Origin of the sequence: Bradyrhizobium sp. 31Argb (assembly GCF_043638955.1) — a bacterium.
Taxonomy (GTDB): domain Bacteria; phylum Pseudomonadota; class Alphaproteobacteria; order Rhizobiales; family Xanthobacteraceae; genus Bradyrhizobium.
The window spans coordinates 1-16,078 of the sequence record NZ_JBEGDB010000183.1; the positions used below are offsets into that span (position 1 = coordinate 1).

The following is a 16,078-nucleotide window of genomic DNA, read 5'->3' on the forward strand; positions in this document are numbered from 1 at the left end:
CGTCTTGGCCGGTGGCCACCGGCCAAGACGCTAAATCGCTTCCATCGCACAAATCATGCCCGTGCAGATACAAGGGGTTCTCTCCGCGGCGCAGGTGTTCGTGGAGACGGCGTAGGGTGGGCAAAGCGCAGCGTGCCCACCATCACAAGCGGAGTGCTGATGGTGGGCACGCTGCGCTTTGCCCACCCTACAACTCTTCGTCGCTGTCGCTCCTCGCAATGATTCGAGGCGTCTCACTCCTCCTCGTCGCGCTTGCGCAGCAGGTCTTTCGCCAGGTCGGTCAGGGCTGGCTGGGGCAGGGCGGTGAAGGGGAGCGGCCGCGTCACCTCGATCGCCGCCAGCCCCAGGCGGGCGGTGAGGAGGCCGTTGAGGACGCCTTCGCCGAGGCGCTGCGAGAGCTTGGCGGCGATGCTGTGGCCGAGCATCTGCTGGATCAGGCTGTCGCTGGCGGCCATGCCGCCGGTGATCGCCAGATGCGCGATCACGTGGCGCATGAGGCTGAACATGCCGAGCGCGCCGGGCCGGCCGCCATAGAGGTAGGCCAATTGCCGGATCATGCGCAGCGCCGCCACGAATACGAACAGCACGTCGATCGCCGCACGCGGGCTCACCGCGGTGACGACCGAGACCCGCTGCGCCGCTGACGACACCATGCGCCGCGCCTCCTCATCGAGCGGCGTCATCAATTCGCGCTCGGCGAGCTTGATCATGTCGGCGCCGTCGATGATGTCGTCGGCATGACCCTGCAGCGTGGCGCGGGCGCGGGCGAGTTGCGGGTTCTCGTGCGCGAGCTTGAGCAGGTCGTTCACGATCACGCGGCTCGCGGCGCGGTCGTCGCTGAGCAGCACGTCAGCGGCACGCGAATGGAGCTTCTCGATCGTCGCCAGCCGCGCCAATCCAAAGGCCTCGCGGCCGATGACGACGAACAGCGCGACCGTCGCGACCACGGCCAATGCGAGGCCGACGAAGCCGAGCCCTTGGTTGCGCGCAAACAGGTCCTCGATCAGGTTGATGACGCCGAGGCCTGCGCCGAGCAGCATCAATCCGCCGGCCGCCGCCCAGAACAGCGTGCCCCAGCGGAAGCCGCGGCGCGCCGGTACACGCGGCGCATCGACCGGCACCAGCGCCGGATCGGGCTCCGGCGTGATCTGGATGGTGCCGCGGGCAGGCCGGCCCTTCTCGTCGGCGTCGATCACGATCACGGAGGGGTCGTCGAGCTTGAAGGTCGCCGGCCGCCGGTGGGACGTTTTCTCGCTCATTGCAGTCGGTCTCCGATCAGGAACTGGAGCGCGCGGTCGAGACGGATATGGGGCAGGGCGGGTTCCTCGTCACCCTCCCGCACCAGCTTCGGCGGCCGAAATCGCAGGAAGCGGTAATCGGCCTTGTCGGCGGTCGCGCTGGACAGGCCGCGGAAGGTGCCCCTGAACAGTTCCTCGGGATCGGCCGGCAGGTCGCCCGGAAACGTCGCCACTTCAGTCTCGCCGTCGAAGGTCTCGCCATCGGCGGTTTCGCCCGGCGCCGGCGTGCCGAGGATCGACGGCAGCTTTTCCCGGCCGCGCGCCACCTGCGCTTCGCGGGTCGCGCGCACCGCGGCGAGCGCCACCACGTCGATCGCGGCCCCGGCAAATTCGGCGCGGTCGGCGGCCTTCGCCACCGTCCGCCGCAGGATCGCTTCCAGCCGGTCATGGCTCTGGTGATGCAGATGATCGGCCTTGGTCGCTGCAAACAGGATACGGTCGATCCGCGGCCGGAACAGCGCACTCAGGATCGTGCTGCGGCCGATGCGGAAGCAATCCAGGATGCCGGCAAGCGCGGCTTCGAGATCGTGCAGCGCCTCGGGCCCGGCATTGAAGGCGGCGAGCGCATCGACCAGCACGATCTGGCGATCGAGGCGCGCAAAATGATCGCGGAAGAATGGGCGGACCACGACGTCCTTGTAGGCCTCATAGCGCCGCCGCATCATCGCCCATAGCGAGCCGTCGGGCGCGGTGCCGCCTGTGGGAACTTCGAGCGGCGCAAAGGTCAGCGCCGGTGAGCCGGCGAGGCCGCCCGGCATCAGGAAGCGGCCGGGCGGCAACAAGCTCATGGCAAAGCGTTCGTCGCGGCAGGCGCGCAAATAGTCGGTGAAGAGTTTCGCTGCCTTAAGCGCCGCCTGCTCGTCCTCGCGGCCTTCGGCATCGAGCGTCTTCAGATGCTGATGCCAGGGCGCGGCGAGTTCGGCGCGCAGCGGCTCGCGTGACAACGCGAGGCTCTCAGTCGACCATTGCTCGAAACTCTTGCTGAGCAGCGGCAGGTCGAGCAGCCACTCGCCGGGATAGTCGACGATATCGAGGGTGAGCGTGCGGTCCGCGCCATTTTGCCGCTGGTAGTCGATGACGAGGCGAAGCTCGCTGATATCAGTGGTCGAGTTCGGCCAGCGCCGTTCCTCGACGAGGGTGCGGACATGGTTCTCGTAGTCGAAGCGCGGCACCGCATCGTCGGGCTGCGGCTCCAGACGGGCGCGTGCGATCCGGCCCGAGGCATAGGCCTCGAAGACGGGAAAGCGGCCGCCGCGGGTTAATCCATGGATCAGCGCCGTGATGAACACCGTCTTGCCGGCGCGCGACAGTCCGGTGACGCCGAGCCGAACGGTCGGGTTGAAGAAGCTGTCGCCATAATCCCAGAGCGCCCGCGCCGACAGACGCGCTTCCTCGACGATATCGGTGAGATTGAGGGCCATGCAGGCGAGGAGCAACCCGGGCGGGAGGAGGGCAATGGGCGAACAATTATCCGCAAAATGGCAATTGATGGGCCAAAATCAAGCACTTCGTCAGGCAGGTCAGGGCGGCGCCGTTCATCGCCGGTTCAAAAAACAGCCACGACGATGGGATAGTAGATCGGCTAACCTCCCAACGCCGATGTCCCCTCGCTTCTACCGATGCGCGCCAACTGGTCATGACGATATTCCGACTGAAGCAACTCGCCTCCAATTCGTTCCATGCGGCCGGTGCCGTGATCTGGAACTACGATCGCGCCGAACTGATCGCCGACGGCATCGTCCATGTCGTCGGCATCTGTTTCGGCTTGATCGCCGCCACCGTGCTGATCGTGCTGACCGCCATCTACGCGACGCCGGGCGATGTCGCGGTGGTCTCGGTCTATGTCGCGGGCCTCTTGGCCATGCTGGTGCTGTCGGCGACCTATAATCTCTGGCCGGTGTCGCGCGCCAAATGGGTGTTGCGTCGGTTCGACCATTCGGCGATCTATGTCCTGATCGCCGCGACCTATACGCCCTTCATCATGGAATTGAGGGAGAGCTATTTTGCGCTAGCGCTCCTGATCGGCGTCTGGTGCGTCGCGATCGTCGGCATCGTGCTGAAACTGACGCTGCCGGGCCGCTTCGACCGCCTGTCGGTCGGGCTCTATCTTGCCATGGGCTGGAGCGGGGCGATGCTCTATGATGCGGTGGTGAAGGTGCTGCCGGCGATGGCGCTGTGGTTCGTGGTCGCGGGCGGCGTCTTGTACAGTCTCGGTGTGGTATTCCACGCGTGGCAGCGGCTGCGCTTCCAGAACGCGATCTGGCACTGTTTTGTCTTGCTTGGCGCGGCCTGCCATTATACGGCGATCCTCGACCTCGTGCTCGCGAGCTGAGGCGCTGACAAACACACATCGGGAGGGGGCCATGCAGGTGGCAGAAAAAGTCGTGGTCGTCACCGGCGGCGGCAATGGCATCGGCAAGGCGCTGTGCGAGGCGTTCCATCGCGCGGGTGCCGCGAAGGTGGTGGTGGTTGATCTCGACCATGCGGCCGCTGAGAAGGTCGCGGCCTCAGTGGGCGGCGCGGCGTTCAAATGCGATGTCGGGCAGGAGAAGAATGTCCTGCATGTGATCGAGGCGACCGAGCGAATGTTCGGCCCGATCGCGCTGTTCTGCTCCAATGCCGGCATCGGCGGCGGCTTCGATCCGCTCTCCGTGAATGCGGGCGGCACCTCGGACGAGCCCTGGGCACGGAGCTGGGCGATTCATGTGATGGCCCATGTCTATGCCGCGCGGCATCTGATCCCGCGCATGAAGACGCGCGGCGGCGGCTATTTCCTCAACACGATTTCCGCGGCCGGTCTGTTGTCGCAGGTCGGCAGCCCAGCTTATTCCACCACCAAGCATGCGGCGGTCGGCTTCGCCGAAAACCTCGCGATCTCCCATCGCGCCGACGGCATCAAGGTCTCGATTCTCTGCCCGCAGGGCGTCGACACCAACATGCTGCGCTCGATCCCGAAGGGCCCGCAATCCGGCGACGGCGACCTCACGGCAGAACAGGTTGCGCAGGACGCGTTGCGCGGCATCGAGCAGGAAACCTTCCTGATCCTGCCGCACGCGCAGGTGCTCGGCTACATGCGCAAGAAGACCGAGAACTACGACCGCTGGATCGGCGGCATGGCCAAGATCCAGGCCAAGATGCGCGAAGAGCACGGGAAGTAGCTAGACTCGCACCCGCGGCCCATCCTTCGAGACGCGCGCAAGCGCGCTCCTCAGGATGAGGTCTCATGCGCGGCGCGGCTCGGTGCTGCCCCTCATGGTGAGGAGCGCGCCAGCGCGTCTCGAACCATGAGGCCCCAACATCCGAGGCCATCCTTCGAGACGCCGCTTTCGCGGCTCCTCAGGATGAGGTGCTTCGTTTGCGCGGCGTTACAGATGTAGCCACGCCCGGCTTGACCCGGGCATCCACGCGGGAGTTGAGTAGAGCGAAAACGGAAATCTGCGAGGACGTCATGGATTTCGTCACGGTGCGGAACGGATCGATCAACCTCAATGTGGCCGTCGCCGGCCGCGGCCCCCTGATCGTCTGCGTTCACGGGTTTCCCGAGCTCTGGTACTCATGGCGTCACCAGATCGGTTATTTCTCCGAGCGGGGCTACAAGGTGGCGGCGCTTGACGTGCGCGGCTACGGGCAGAGCTCCAAGCCGCAGGAGATTGCCGCCTACAGCATTCGCAATCTGGCCTCAGATATCGCCGCCGTGATCGATCAATTGGGTGACGGCAAGGCGATCCTGTTCGGCCACGATTGGGGCGCGCCGATGGTTTGGAATACCGCGCTGCTCTACCCGAACAAGGTGACGGCGGTCGCCGGGTTGAGCGTCCCGTATATCCCCAGACGACCTGCGCCGCTTCTCGACATGTTCAAGGCCGTCTACAAGGACCGCTTCTTCTATCAGCTCTATTTCCAGGACGAAGGCGTGGCTGAGAAAGAGCTCGAGGCCGACATCCCTGTCGCCCTGCGAAAACTCTATTTCGCCATCTCAGGTAACGCCCCGCTCAACAAGTGGCTCGACCATAAGCCGGTGGATGCGAAACTGCTCGACGGGATGAGCGATCCGCAGCCGTTTCCGGATTGGATGAGCGAGAAGGACTTGCAGGTCTATGTCGACGCATTTCGCGCCGGCGGCTTGCGCGGGCCGCTCAACCGCTACCGCGCGCAGGGCATCGATTTTCAGGACCTGGCGGAGTTCGCCGAAAAGCCCGTGACGCAGCCATCGTATTTTGTGGCCGGCGAGCGCGACGCGGTTCGCGCGTTCATCCCCGGCATGGATCTCTATGCGAACCCCGGGATTGGCTGCACCGACTTTCGCGGATCGGTCATCCTCCCAGGCATCGGCCACTGGGTGCAGCAGGAAGCGCCGGCCGAAACCAACGCAGCATTGGAGCGGTTCCTCGACGGGCCTTAAGGGTACGGAGAGTAAGTGAGGTCCATGGGACCCCGCGTGGGCGGAGATTTTCGGTTAAGGGCCAATATCCGTGCCCTCTATCGTCGCGCCTTCGTCTGCGTGGGCTTCTTCTTCACCCTCCGAGTGAGCTTTTCTTCTTCAATACCTTTACGAGCCGCGCGCGCCCTGAGCTTCGCCTCTTGTAGAGGCGGCGTGCCGCTTGGCGAGACGACGCCGTCGTCGACCTTATGCTTGTGACGGCCGCGCTCGGCGTGGGACAGCCGCCAGCGAACCAAATCGTCTGCACCGGGGCCTTCTTTGATTGCGAGATCCAGGGCGCTTAGCTGCTCGCCAGTGTTCTTGTCGATGAAACTCCACCCGACGTCGGCCCCGGTTTTTCGATTCACAAACTTCAGCGGCGGCGCTGAAGCGCCAGAGACGTCGCAGCGATCCCCGATCTGCGCGAGCACCGGCATCACGGAAGCGATTTGCCAGCCCTTTTGGGTCAACAGGTATTCAAATCGTTCTGGATTTACCTGATAGCGCCGCCGCTCGATCAGGCCATTGGCCTCCAGGTGTTTCAGCCGGTCGCTCAGCGTCGCATTGGTCACGCCAGACGAATGGCGAAAGTCCTCGTATCGGTTAAGACCGAACACGAGGTCGCGCAGGATCAGCAGACCCCAACGATCGCCGATCACCGCCATCACGCCGGCGATCGAGCATACCATTCCGTCGAAACCCTTCGAGCGCATTCGCCATTTCCACGAGTGCGCGAGGAGAATCGTCGCGCAGCTCTCATCATAAGAGCCAACTTAGGTCGGCAATACGGCAAATTCAACGAAGCGTGAGACGAGCTAAACTTTCTTGCTTGTCGCAGTCACTCTCATTATAAGAGTTAGTGTCTAGTGATGAGTGCTGCCGTTTCGAATGACCGCGAAACCGCGCGATCACCGGGAGCGGCTCCTGTTGGCCGGGCGCGACGCCGCTGCCAATCGGCTCAAAAGGACAGGTCATCCGCGAGCATCCGGACGATCCGTTCATGCAAACCCGTGGAGACAACTATGCCCTCGCACACCACCTCCAAGATCTTCGTCATCGGCGGCACGGGCGCTCAAGGCTTGCCCGTCATCGGCGCCCTGGTCGCTGACAAGAAATATTCCGTCCGAGCCCTTAGCCGCGACCCTGCCTCCCGACGGGCAAATGCCCTTCTCGCGCTCGGCAACGTGTCCATCCTCGAGGGAACGTTCGCGGACGAGGCCATATTGCGGGAAGGATTCCGCGGTTGCGACGGGGCCTACGTCAATATCGATGGGTTCAACACCGGCGAGAAGGCCGAGACCTATTGGGCAATCCGCAGCTACGAGATAGCTGTGGAAGAAGGGATCAAGTTCTTCGTGTATGGGAATCTCGACTACGCGCTCAAGAAGTCTGGTTATGATTCCAAATTCCGCACGGGTCACTATGACGGCAAGGGCCGCATGGGCGAATGGATTTTGTTTCAAAACCAAGTGAACAAGGACAGGATGGGCGCGGCGGTGTTCACCACTGGTCCCTACATGGAGATGGCGATCTCGGCGATGACGCCCATGACTCCTTCTGTGGAGGATGGTGTCGTGACGTGGCGAGTTCCGCTTGGCAACGGAGCCGTGCCGCACGTTGCTCTTGATGATTGTGGCTATTATGCCCGCTGGCTTTTTGACAACCCGGAGCGTGCGAATGGCATGAATCTCGAAGTCGCCATCGAGCATGTCGAGTATCAGGAACTTGCTGCGGCGTTCGAGAAGGTGACGGGGCATCCGGCTCAATACATAGACACGGACTTGGACGCGTACTGGGATGGCCCGCTCAAGGCGGCTGCCGACCTGCCTGCCGGATACAACGCAGATCCCAATGACAAAAGCACGATGAGTTTCCGGGATAACTTCACCGGGTTCTGGAATGTCTGGAAATACGGAGTCGTTCAGAGGGATTACGGGTTGTTGGATGAAATTCACCCCGATCGGATCAGGAGTGTCGAACAGTGGCTTCGGCGGGAAGATCAGTTGGGAAGGGAACTTGGGAAGGGGAGCCTTTGGGAAAGAGTGCAACCGGAAAACCTGTACAAGTCACCGCCGCTTCTGAAGCTGACTGAGGATAAGAGGAAGGGGATGCTGTAGGGTGAACGGATGAAACAGGACGATCTTACACCGACTGATTTCTACACGGCTTGCGTATGTCTCGGCCTGAACAGGGCCGCCCGCGCCACATCGCGGAGATACGACGCGATGTTCAAGCCCATCGGCATCACGTCCGGACAGTTCACGATCCTGTCCGCGTTGAAGCGCAACGAGCCGGTGCCGATCAGCGACATGGCCGATCTGCTCGGTATGGATCGCACGACGCTCACTCGCAACTTGAAGCCCCTCGAAACCATGAAACTCGTTGCGATCCAGCCAGACGCACGAGATCGTCGTATCCGTAGTCTGATGCTGACGGCGAAAGGCCGGGTGCTCCTGAAAGAGGCGGTGCCTCTCTGGCGAAAGGCCCAGAAGGAAAGCAACCGCCGCATAGGCCCCAATCGTTGGAACGAGCTCAGACCGGCTCTGGACCTATTATCAGCCTGAGGAGCGCGAAAAGCGTCATACCTTGGTTAAATGCGTGTAACTACACTGAAACGGAGATAGGTCGTGGATCGAGAACTTGAGCTCCGCAAACGCCGCGGGACGCGCGTCTTGCTGGTGGTGCTGGCCATCTGGGGATTGGCGGTTGCCTTTGCCTCCGAGGCAGGCTTCTTTCGTGCCATTCCCACGCTGTTTCTGGGCGCCATCATCGCCTTGGGGATTGTGGTGCCTGTTATTGTCTACGCAATGTCCGATGGCTTCCGTGCATACATCGAAGCCATCGGTCTACGGTCGATAACGGCATTTCATATCTGGCGCATCGCCGCCGCGCTGGTTTTTTTCTGGTATGGGGCGCGCAACCTTCTCCCGGAAACCTTTGTTCGAAACGCGGGGTGGGGCGACCTCATCACGGGGTTTTTGGCCCTCGGCGTTTTACTGCTGCCCGAGAGTCGCAACCGGTACTTAGCCGTCCACATCTTCGGCTTCGCTGATCTTGTCGTGGCGATTGGTACGGGGCTGATCCTCTTCCTCGTCAACGACCCCCACATGTCTGGCATCCAAACGCTGCCGATGGCGCTGATCCCGCTCTACGGCGTCGGCATTTCGGGTGCGAGCCACATCATGGCATTTGACCTGCTGCGTCGTGGCTCAGGGAGCGACGTGAAGCGCGCCGCCGTCCAGACATGACAGAGACAACATACTGACCGCGCGAAAACACCGCGAGCCGACACCAAAATACTCCGCTCGAAAATGTGCTCCGCAATCCACGAGTCGTGAAGGGAAAAGAGATGACCAACTCAAATGTGAAGGCTCTGGCAACGCAGGACCCCACTGCCAAGACGAGCTTCCTTAGACGGCTATGGCAAGGCATTCTGCGGTTTGATGAAGCACTGAACTTTGACCCATGCAGCGACGTTGCGCGTCGGGTAACGGACATGGAAAGGCAAATCGAAGCTTCGAAGATCCCGAACAGAACATCTTCGCCGCTGCAATAGCGCGCGTGATGCACACGATACGACACAAGGCAGTCCAAGCATCGCCAACAACAGGGAATTCATCATGAGGTCTCAACGTGCTCGCTCAGCAGCCAGCCTGCTGCTCGGTCTCCTGCTTTCTGGAACGATGCTTTCAGGTTTGGGATTTGCAGGTGTGGGATTTGCTCAATCGAGTTCGCGATCTGCCGCGGCCGCCGGCGAGCCGGCTTCACCTTGGGACCAGCGTGTGAATCCCGCCGCCGTGCAAGCTGACGCCTGGTTTGATAACTATCGGTTCCGTGACGGCGAGACGCTGGCGCGGCTCAAAATCCATTATTCGACACTGGGCACACCGCACCGCAACGCCAAGGGCGAGATCGACAATGCGGTCCTTGTCCTGCATTGGACCGGGGCGGACAGCCGCGCGCTGCTGAGTCCGACCTACACGAAGGCACTCTTCGATCCTGGTCGCCCGCTCGACGCGCAACGTTACTATCTGATCTTTCCGGACAGTGTCGGTCACGGCCAGTCCAGCAAGCCGAGCGACGGCTTGAAAACGAAATTCCCGAACTACGATTATGGCGACATTGTCGACCTCCAGCATAAGGTGGTGACGGAAACACTGGGCATCAAACATCTTCACGCCATTCTCGGCATGTCCATGGGCGGAATGAATGCTTGGCAATGGGCCGAGGCCTATCCCGACATGATGGACGGCGTGATGCCGGTGGTCTCGCTGCCGATCTCAGTTTCGGGCCGCAACCTCCTCTGGAGGCGCATGGTGATCGACGCGATCCGTGCCGATCCAGAATGGAGGAACGGGGACTATGCGGAGACCCCGCGCGGTTGGATCATGGGGTACAACATTCTGCGATTGATGATCGACAGCGCTTCCGCTCTTCAGCACGAAGTGCCTGACGGCCCCGCGGTCGATAAATTCCTGAGCACCAACCGTCTCACAGCGGAGCATGTCGATGCAAACGATATTCTTTACTCGCTCAAATCATCATTCAGCTACGATCCGGAGCCTGAGCTTTCCAAAATCAAGACGAAACTCTTCGCACTCAATTTTTCCGACGACGAGTTCAATCCTGACGAACTGCGAGTTCTCGAAAAATTGGTCCCGAAGCTCGAACGAGGCCGTTACGCAGTTCAAGCAGGAACCCCCTTATCACCCGGCCATTTCACCATGACGCGGCCCGACCTTTGGGCCCAGCATGTCGCCGAGTTCATGCAGTGGCTTGGCGATACGCCGTCTCGGGCGAGCAACTAGAGCAATTTGCGGCCAAACGTCCTCGCACGTCCGATCAGCGCACAAAACACGATACCGGCAGCCAGACTGGTGTGACCGCTGAACATCACGAGGCCGAGGCTCCAGCCCTGCCGAGCGACGAGAATGCCGAGCGCAAAAACCAGGGCGCATGCGCTGACCATGCGATGGACATATGTCGTGCTTGGCCGCAGGAGCCTGCCGAAGATATCGCGCTGCTGGCGATTCGTGGCGAACGCCAGCGCGGTGAACCCTGTGAGGCACAGCGCAAAGGAAAGGAGATGACTCATCCTGCCGCCCCGCCGGACGCAACGGCGGTCGGAGCCTCGCGGCTTGTCTTGCGCCTGAACTGAGATCTGGTCTCCTGCCGAGCCGTGCGTATCGCCAGGACCGCATGGAGCGCAGCGAGGGCCCAGCACATGATATCCACACCGGCGAAGACCCAGTCGCCTTCGGCCAGGCTGTGCCACAGCGGACGCTGCGTCGTCACGGCGTTGAGGACCGGCAAGAGAAACAGCAGTGTCGATGCCGCCCATAATTGCTCGACCCAGGCTGACTTGGCGGGACGCACCAAGGCATGCAGCAGTGTCAGGGCCCAGACGATGAAGAACAGGTCAATCTCCCAGTTGGCGCGGCCTTCCAACGGGTGTGGCAGCAGGCGATTGGCCCACAAGAATGCAGTCATTGCGATCGACAAGCCGGCGATGCTCGCGATGTTCAGCCGCTCCACAAGGCGGAAGCCAAAATGGGGGCGACTCGGATCTGGCAGCTTCTCTCGCCGCTTCACGGTCCACATCACGAGGCCAGTACCGACCATGGCCGTGCCCATGAAGCTCACAAGAAAATACAGCCATCGCGTGACGGTGTCGCTGAAGCGTCCCAAGTGGAGCGCATAAAGGACGCCTCGGGTTTCGGCCGCAGCCCCCACATGCTCGCGGACCGCCAGCAGTTTGCCGGTGGTGCCTTCGAACTCCATATATTGCGGACTCATGGAAACGCGGCCCGCTTCTCCTCGCGTCACAGCCACACGTGCCGCCGCATCTCCGGGATGAACCGCATTGACGCGCCCCACATTATCTCGACCCCAGCGTTCTTGTGCCTGCCGCACCATGTCCTCGACCGATGCCAGTGGCACTGTCTGCCCGCTGGGTTTGCCCGGCTGGATGAAGGCACTGAGTTCGGCGTTAAGTTGCTGCTGCTCCGCCGGGCTCTTGAACGCCACGCGCTCGCCCCAGGGCATGTACAGCGCCATCAAGGTCACCAATCCAGTGTAAGTGATCATGAAATGGAACGGCAGCCCGAACACTGAAAAGGCGTTGTGAGCGTCCAGCCAGGAGCGCTGCCTTTTGCCCCAGCGGAAGGTGAAGAAATCGACGAAAATCTTCTTATGGGTGATGACGCCACTCACAATGGCCACGAGCATGAACATTGCGGCCGCACCCGCAAGCCACCTGCCCCACACCACAGGCATGTAGTGGAATTGGAAGTGGAAACGGTAGAAGAACTCACCGCCCAGCGTGCCGCGTGAGGTGACTCTTTGGCCGGTCGCGGGATCGAAGTTGGCCTCGCCGAAGCCGCGCTCGCCCGGATTGCGTGTGGATGTGCGCCAGAAGGCATAGACACTGTTATTACGCGCGTCGGGCAGGCGCATGCTCCACTGCGAGGTCCCGGCCGCGATGTTGCCTAGTTCGTCTGCGATTCGCTGCGCCACCACGGCTTGATCGGGGACTTGGACCAGACGCGGCAGCTCCGGTCGCATCCATTGCGACAGCTCGTCCTTGAAATAGGACACCGTCCCAGTGAGGAACATGGCATAGAGAATCCAGCCGAGGAGAAGGCCAGCCCACGTATGCAGGCTGGACATGCTTTGCCGGATGCCGCGGCCAGCAACTCGCACATCGTTGTCCGTCTTCACGCGTCGGCCCTTCGTCAGGAAGCAGACCATGCCGCCAGCGACAGCGGCACGGCCACGACGATCAGGCCGGCCCAGGCCTCCAGCGCGCTTCGCACGGCAAAAACCCAGATCACGGCACCAGCGTAGATGGCAAAGCTCGCCAGCATGCCGGTGAGCACGGCCTGCGGCTTGCTCATGGGCAAAGCGAGCACGGCGACGCTGCTGAGCGCGGCCAGTGCATAGCCGCCGAACAGAGCGGCGACGATGCGCGAGATGAGCGGGCCCGTGGAGCGAGCCCGATGTATCAGGGCGTTCATTTGCCCGGAGTAGCCGGCGGGCCCGCAGGAATTGGTGTCAAGCCGTTGGCATTCACATAAGTCACGGTGGTGGCATAGCTCACGGCATCATACTTCTCAGCGCCCTTCGTCCCCGTGCGCTCGCCTGCGCTGCGGTCGTTGAAGCTGACTTCAGCGGCGTAAGTGCCTTTCCAAGGCATATCGAACTTCACGAGGCCCTGCTCGTCGGTGTGACCTTCCTTGGACCAGCCAGATTCCGTTACCAGCGTTACCTTGGTCTTGGCCTTAGGCTGATTTTTGAAGAAGAGCTTGAATTGGCCTTCCTGACCGGTAGGCACGAGGTCCAGTACGAGCTTGGGCTGCTGCGCGGCAAAGCTGGTGATGAAGCGTGCGGCAGGATAGAACCAGTTCGTGACCTCTTTGTCTTGTTGCTTCCAAATATAGAGCGGGTAGCTCGCATCTTCCGCGACAATGCCGTCGCCGGAAGCCGCGGAAAATGGCAGCGTGAAGCCGTTTGCGGTCTTTGTGGCGTCGGACTTCTGCTCGCCCTTGGTGGAGATGAGCGTACCGGTCACCTTGGCGAACTTGTCGAGCAACCCCGGTGATACTTCACGAAGGTTCTCGCCGAACTCGCCAAAGCGAACGACGGCATTCCGCCCCTCGGGTTGTTCAATCCAGATCTGGTGCGCCTGAACGGGCGTTATCACGCCAAGCAGGGCAACTACGGCGATGAAGGGCTTTGTCATGACAAACACCTTAGAAATCGAATGCAGCAGATACGATGTAGGTTCGAGGTGACCCCACCGTCACGAATGTACCGGTCGTGAGCCAGTAGTTCTCGCCGGTCACGTTTTCGATGTTGGCGCGGATCGTGACAGGCTTGCCGGTGAGCGCCGTCGTCGTATAGCGCGCGCCGATGTCGACACGGGTCCAGTCGGGATATTTCAAGAGATTCGCAGCCGTGAGATAGGAGCCCGACGTATAGATCACCCGTCCGTTGAGCGAGAGGCCCTGCACCCAGGGCGTGTCCCAGTCGAGACTGGCGGAGAAGGTCTTATCCGGCACGCCAGCGGCGTCGTTGCCGCGTTGCGTCGGATCGGACGGATTCGTCAGCTCGGGGCGCAGGAAGGTCGCGCTGACTAGGCCGCGCAGGCCGGGTAGCAACAGGCCGTAGGCATTCAGTTCGACGCCGCGATTGCGTTGCTCGCCGTCATAGCTCAGTGCGCCGGCGGGCGTCATGATCTGGCTTGGACGCGCGATCTGGAACACGGCCACAGTGGTCGTGATCGTGCCCCAATCAACCTTGACGCCAGCTTCCTGCTGCTTCGACTTGTAAGGGGCGAGTACGGTGCCAACATTGGTGTAACCGGCGCCGACGACGGTGCCCTGGCTCAGACCTTCAGCATAGTTCGCATAGAGCGACACGTTGTGCCAGGGCTTGAAGACCACGCCGGCAAGCGGTGTCGTGGCTTCGGCGTCGTAACCGGTACCCTTAACACCAGTGACATTGTTGTAGGGATCCTGCTTCACGTTCTGCTGACGAACACCCAAAGTCACCAGGAACATATCATTCAGGAATGACATGGTGTCGGCGATCGCAACGCTCGTGAGCGTGGTATCGCTACTCCGCCCTTGCGCCGGACGCGCTGCCATGATCACAGGAAGGGGCGATGGATTGTAGATATTTGACGAGACATATCCAGAACCAGACGTCAGAGAGGTCACATACCCATAGCCGAGTTCCTGATTGTAGCCGGTATAGGCGACATTGACCGAATGACCGATGAATCCGTGTCGAACTTCGCCCGCAGCCCTACATTGCCGCTAACGGTCTTGGTGTACGCGTCATAATAGGCATTGAAGACGTTGAAATTGCCGAGAGCATTCGCACCGTTGGAGCCGCCGGCGCGGGAATCCGCCAAATTCTGCTCGCTGTTACCCTCGCGATAGCCGAGGCCCGCATAGGCCGTCAGCCATTCGGTTACATCGTATTCGAGGCCCGAGGCGATGGTGTTGTCCCGCTGCTTGAGCATCGTGCCTGGATACCAGTTGCCGCGCGCGTCGGGCGGCGCAGGAATGAAGGGCACCGTGCCCTGAATGGTCGTCTGCGGACGGAAGTTCCTGGTGTCGTCGTTCTGGGAGATCGCATCCAGCGTCCAGCGCAGGCGCTCGCCGCGATAGTCGATCGCCAATGCACCGGTGCCGGTACGCCAGTTGCCGCCGTCGATCGAGGCTTCGCCATTGCGCGCGACGCCGTTGAAGCGAACACCCCATTCCTTGTTGTCACCGTAGCGGCTGCTGGCCTCCAGACGGAGACCGTAGTTGGCTGCGCTCATGAAGAATGGCGTCAAACGCGCAAAAGACTCCTCGGTCGCGCGCTTGCTGACGATGTTGATGCCGCCGCCGACGCTGCCGCCGGGGGCCATGCCGTTGATGAGCGCACCGGGCCCCTTGAGTAGCTCGATTCGCTCGATGATCTCGGCAGGCACGTGGAAAGCAGACACCAAGCCGTAGAGACCGTTGAACCCGACGTCACTGGAGTTCACTTGAAAACCGCGGATCTGGAACGTGTCGTCGAATCCGTTACTGCCCGTGGTAAGCCGGACCGAAGAGTCGTTGATCAGCGTATCCGCCGCCGTCCGCGCCTGCTGATTCTCGATCAGTTGAGAGGTATAATTGACCGTGCTGAACGGTACATTCATGACGTTCGTGCTTCCGAGCAGGCCGAGCGTTCCACCCTGCGCCAACTGGCCGCCAGCATAGGCTGGCGCCGGAGCTCCGATCGTGCGGGTCGATCCCATCGTGCTGACCGGCGCTGCCGGCGCAGGAGGCTGTTCGGTCCGCTGCCGGGATGCGACGCGGGCAGAGTGCTGAGCCGAGCCGCGAGTCCGAACGGTGCGCGTCACTCGCGCTCTTTGAGGCTGATCGATGGACACCGGAGGCAACACGTGCGGCTGCGCGCTCTGCGCCCTGCTCTGAGAAGAGCTCACGCCGCTCAGGCATAACGTAACAACGCCCGTCGCCACGCCAACATACAAGCGGTTCTTATAATTCTCGAAGTTGCTCAACAAAGGCCCCCAATTCACTTAGTCGATGTCCGACTAGGAAATCGGAGGTGCGAAGGCAACGAACGCGATTTAGAATCTATTGATGCATGCGCGTAAGAGTTTGTGAGTCCAATCTCTGACCACTCTGGTAAGCCAAGACTGAAATCTTTCTAATCAGCGGACACTGACAACTCATCGTCCAGCATTGCGACGCTTTGACGCTGTGAGGAGTGGAGGTTGTGCTAGGCCGTGTGGACTCTTGGGATTCTCAAATCAGATTGAACGTGATTCAAGGCTTTCTTTTAGGAGGAAGCCTTG

General features: G+C 61.4%; 14 protein-coding genes and 1 pseudogene. 7 read left to right on the plus strand and 8 right to left on the minus strand.

The window, feature by feature from the left end:
* Positions 1–233: 233 nt before the first annotated feature.
* Complete coding sequence (locus tag AAFX91_RS28075) at positions 234–1,259, minus strand: YcjF family protein (protein WP_394568797.1); 1,026 nt, start codon at positions 1,257–1,259, stop codon at positions 234–236.
* Entirely contained in the window at positions 1,256–2,719 is a 1,464-nt protein-coding gene (locus AAFX91_RS28080) for a YcjX family protein (protein WP_394568798.1), read from the minus strand. Before AAFX91_RS28080 ends, AAFX91_RS28075 begins: the two co-directional genes overlap by 4 nt.
* 215 nt (positions 2,720–2,934) lie before the next feature.
* Here AAFX91_RS28080 and AAFX91_RS28085 point away from each other — a divergent pair, with 215 nt between their 5' ends.
* From AAFX91_RS28085 to AAFX91_RS28095, 3 genes are all read left to right on the plus strand, one after another.
* The gene (locus AAFX91_RS28085) at positions 2,935–3,630 is read left to right on the plus strand and encodes a hemolysin III family protein (protein WP_130582441.1); all 696 of its coding nucleotides are present in this window, start codon (positions 2,935–2,937) and stop codon (positions 3,628–3,630) included.
* Positions 3,631–3,661: 31 nt separating this feature from the next.
* Positions 3,662–4,456, plus strand: coding sequence for an SDR family oxidoreductase (locus AAFX91_RS28090; protein ID WP_130582442.1), 795 nt, complete (start codon positions 3,662–3,664; stop codon positions 4,454–4,456).
* Between the two features lie 290 nt (positions 4,457–4,746).
* Positions 4,747–5,700, plus strand: a complete 954-nt coding sequence (locus AAFX91_RS28095) for an alpha/beta fold hydrolase (RefSeq protein ID WP_394568799.1) — start codon at positions 4,747–4,749, stop codon at positions 5,698–5,700.
* Between the two features lie 77 nt (positions 5,701–5,777).
* On the opposite strand, the gene AAFX91_RS28100 is transcribed toward AAFX91_RS28095, so the two are convergent.
* The gene (locus tag AAFX91_RS28100; protein ID WP_282531653.1) at positions 5,778–6,431 is read right to left on the minus strand and encodes a helix-turn-helix domain-containing protein; all 654 of its coding nucleotides are present in this window, start codon (positions 6,429–6,431) and stop codon (positions 5,778–5,780) included.
* A gap of 309 nt (positions 6,432–6,740) precedes the next feature.
* Between AAFX91_RS28100 and AAFX91_RS28105 the strand changes: the two genes are divergently transcribed.
* From AAFX91_RS28105 to AAFX91_RS28120, 4 genes are all read left to right on the plus strand, one after another.
* Positions 6,741–7,835 carry an NmrA family NAD(P)-binding protein gene (locus AAFX91_RS28105; RefSeq protein WP_394568800.1) on the plus strand — a complete coding sequence of 365 codons (1,095 nt, stop codon included), beginning with the start codon at positions 6,741–6,743 and terminating at the stop codon, positions 7,833–7,835.
* A 9-nt stretch (positions 7,836–7,844) separates the two neighbouring features.
* Positions 7,845–8,282, plus strand: coding sequence for a MarR family winged helix-turn-helix transcriptional regulator (locus AAFX91_RS28110; RefSeq protein WP_394568801.1), 438 nt, complete (start codon positions 7,845–7,847; stop codon positions 8,280–8,282).
* A 63-nt stretch (positions 8,283–8,345) separates the two neighbouring features.
* Complete coding sequence (locus tag AAFX91_RS28115; protein ID WP_394568802.1) at positions 8,346–8,966, plus strand: permease; 621 nt, start codon at positions 8,346–8,348, stop codon at positions 8,964–8,966.
* Positions 8,967–9,338: 372 nt separating this feature from the next.
* The gene (locus AAFX91_RS28120; RefSeq protein ID WP_394568803.1) at positions 9,339–10,526 is read left to right on the plus strand and encodes an alpha/beta fold hydrolase; all 1,188 of its coding nucleotides are present in this window, start codon (positions 9,339–9,341) and stop codon (positions 10,524–10,526) included.
* Here AAFX91_RS28120 and AAFX91_RS28125 read toward each other — a convergent pair.
* From AAFX91_RS28125 to AAFX91_RS28145, 5 genes and pseudogenes are all read right to left on the minus strand, one after another.
* Positions 10,523–10,813: a DUF3325 domain-containing protein gene (locus AAFX91_RS28125; protein ID WP_394568804.1), complete on the minus strand. Its 291-nt coding sequence runs from the start codon at positions 10,811–10,813 to the stop codon at positions 10,523–10,525. The genes AAFX91_RS28120 and AAFX91_RS28125 overlap by 4 nt on opposite strands.
* On the minus strand, positions 10,810–12,387 hold the full coding sequence (locus AAFX91_RS28130; RefSeq protein WP_394568807.1) for a PepSY-associated TM helix domain-containing protein: 1,578 nt from the start codon (positions 12,385–12,387) through the stop codon (positions 10,810–10,812). Before AAFX91_RS28130 ends, AAFX91_RS28125 begins: the two co-directional genes overlap by 4 nt.
* A gap of 65 nt (positions 12,388–12,452) precedes the next feature.
* A complete protein-coding gene (locus AAFX91_RS28135; protein ID WP_394568805.1) occupies positions 12,453–12,734 on the minus strand; it encodes a DUF3649 domain-containing protein in 282 nt (93 codons plus the stop codon).
* Positions 12,731–13,459: a cobalt ABC transporter substrate-binding protein gene (locus tag AAFX91_RS28140; RefSeq protein WP_394568806.1), complete on the minus strand. Its 729-nt coding sequence runs from the start codon at positions 13,457–13,459 to the stop codon at positions 12,731–12,733. Before AAFX91_RS28140 ends, AAFX91_RS28135 begins: the two co-directional genes overlap by 4 nt.
* Positions 13,460–13,469: 10 nt before the next feature.
* Positions 13,470–15,781: pseudogene (locus tag AAFX91_RS28145) on the minus strand (TonB-dependent receptor).
* Positions 15,782–16,078: the final 297 nt, after the last annotated feature.

Excerpts from the sequence above, each read along its gene's own strand:
- AAFX91_RS28130 (WP_394568807.1), bottom strand. The coding sequence starts at position 12,387 with ATGTCCAGCCTGCATACGTGGGCTGGCCTTCTCCTCGGCTGGATTCTC.
- AAFX91_RS28120 (WP_394568803.1), top strand. The coding sequence starts at position 9,339 with ATGAGGTCTCAACGTGCTCGCTCAGCAGCCAGCCTGCTGCTCGGTCTC.
- AAFX91_RS28110 (WP_394568801.1), top strand. The coding sequence starts at position 7,845 with ATGAAACAGGACGATCTTACACCGACTGATTTCTACACGGCTTGCGTA.
- AAFX91_RS28105 (WP_394568800.1), top strand. The coding sequence starts at position 6,741 with ATGCCCTCGCACACCACCTCCAAGATCTTCGTCATCGGCGGCACGGGC.
- AAFX91_RS28100 (WP_282531653.1), bottom strand. The coding sequence starts at position 6,431 with ATGCGCTCGAAGGGTTTCGACGGAATGGTATGCTCGATCGCCGGCGTG.
- AAFX91_RS28090 (WP_130582442.1), top strand. The coding sequence starts at position 3,662 with ATGCAGGTGGCAGAAAAAGTCGTGGTCGTCACCGGCGGCGGCAATGGC.
- AAFX91_RS28075 (WP_394568797.1), bottom strand. The coding sequence starts at position 1,259 with ATGAGCGAGAAAACGTCCCACCGGCGGCCGGCGACCTTCAAGCTCGAC.
- AAFX91_RS28135 (WP_394568805.1), bottom strand. The coding sequence starts at position 12,734 with ATGAACGCCCTGATACATCGGGCTCGCTCCACGGGCCCGCTCATCTCG.
- AAFX91_RS28125 (WP_394568804.1), bottom strand. The coding sequence starts at position 10,813 with ATGAGTCATCTCCTTTCCTTTGCGCTGTGCCTCACAGGGTTCACCGCG.
- AAFX91_RS28080 (WP_394568798.1), bottom strand. The coding sequence starts at position 2,719 with ATGGCCCTCAATCTCACCGATATCGTCGAGGAAGCGCGTCTGTCGGCG.
- AAFX91_RS28140 (WP_394568806.1), bottom strand. The coding sequence starts at position 13,459 with ATGACAAAGCCCTTCATCGCCGTAGTTGCCCTGCTTGGCGTGATAACG.
- AAFX91_RS28085 (WP_130582441.1), top strand. The coding sequence starts at position 2,935 with ATGACGATATTCCGACTGAAGCAACTCGCCTCCAATTCGTTCCATGCG.
- AAFX91_RS28095 (WP_394568799.1), top strand. The coding sequence starts at position 4,747 with ATGGATTTCGTCACGGTGCGGAACGGATCGATCAACCTCAATGTGGCC.